We start from the raw sequence: 1,181 nt of genomic DNA, 5'->3' as shown, positions 1-1,181 counted from the left end.
GAGTCGGCGAGGACGTGGGCGGTGTCCGCGGTCATGCCCTGCGCCCGGTGAATGGTCGACGCGTAGCCGAGCTCGACGTTGTTCTGCACGTACTCGGCGGGGAGGGTGATGCGGCCACCGTGCCCGGCATGGGTGACAGTCAACGCCCCGTCAGCTTGCACCTTCCCCACCGTCCACACGTCACCGTTTTTGACCCGGTCGGTGCCGCGCCCGGTGCGGAGAGTGGCGTCGTTCAAGCGGGTCACGATCCGATCGCCCTGGTACGCGGCCAACCCGTCGCGCAGCTGCGAGGACTTCTTCCCGGAGACGAGGCCCGAGCCCATCCGGTAGGCCTGGGCCCGCGTGTTGAGATCAGTAACGGTCACGTTTTGTTGGGCAAGCATGACAGTGTTCTTGCCGGCTTCGTCGTCGTGCTGCCAGGCGGCGAAGACGTGGTCGGTCATCCGGTCGATGCTGCCACCGGTAACCCGGTTGTTGTCCACGTACCAGCGGAACGGGTCCCCCACCGTGACCGGGTCGCGCAGCTGCCTGGTTGCTTCGGCCTCGGCCGGGGACGTGAACCGGTGGATCTCCTCGAGCTTGACGGACCCGACTTCACGTTCCAGTAGGCGCAGCGCCCCGCCGGACTCGACGGCTGCGAGCTGCCGGTCGTCGCCGATCAGGCGCACGTGCGCGCCGTGACGCTCGGCAATGCTGGTGACCTTCGCGAGGTTGAGGGTGCCGGCCATGCCGGCCTCGTCGACGACGATGATGTCCCCCGCCCGCAGCTTCAACTCTTCCGGGTGGCGACTGTCCGGGGTGGCGTCCCCGTGGGTGTCGTAGGCGCGGACGAAGGAGTGGATGGTGGCCGCCGGGACTTCGACGGCGTCGCGGAACACGGCGGCCGCCGTAGCCGAGGGTGCCAACCCGATCAGGCGGCCGCCGGCCTGCTCGGTGGCGCGGGCGGCCAGCGCGAGGGCGGTGGTCTTCCCGGCGCCGGCGGGCCCGGTCGCAACGACGAGGAGCGTGCCGGATGTCGTGAACTCGCGCGCCAGGGCCCGCTGCCCGGCATCCAACGGTCCGGTGTGCCGGGCTGCGGTGCGGTCGAACTCGGCCACCGTGATGGGGGCGATCGTGCGGGTGCGGCCGGCGTCCAACAACGTATCTTCGGCGGCGAGGAGGCTGGTGGAGGTGAAGAGCAT

1 protein-coding gene is annotated in these 1,181 nt (G+C 69.9%); it reads right to left on the bottom strand.

The window, feature by feature from the left end; genetic code table 11:
- Positions 1-1,181: ATP-dependent RecD-like DNA helicase (locus CXY82_RS00010; RefSeq protein WP_158252091.1), on the bottom strand; the 1,181-nt coding region annotated here is incomplete at both ends.

This window comes from Cryobacterium sp. M23, assembly GCF_002929655.1.
Classification (GTDB): Bacteria; Actinomycetota; Actinomycetes; order Actinomycetales; family Microbacteriaceae; genus Cryobacterium; species Cryobacterium sandaracinum.
This window is presented reverse-complemented; position numbering and strand designations above follow the sequence as displayed.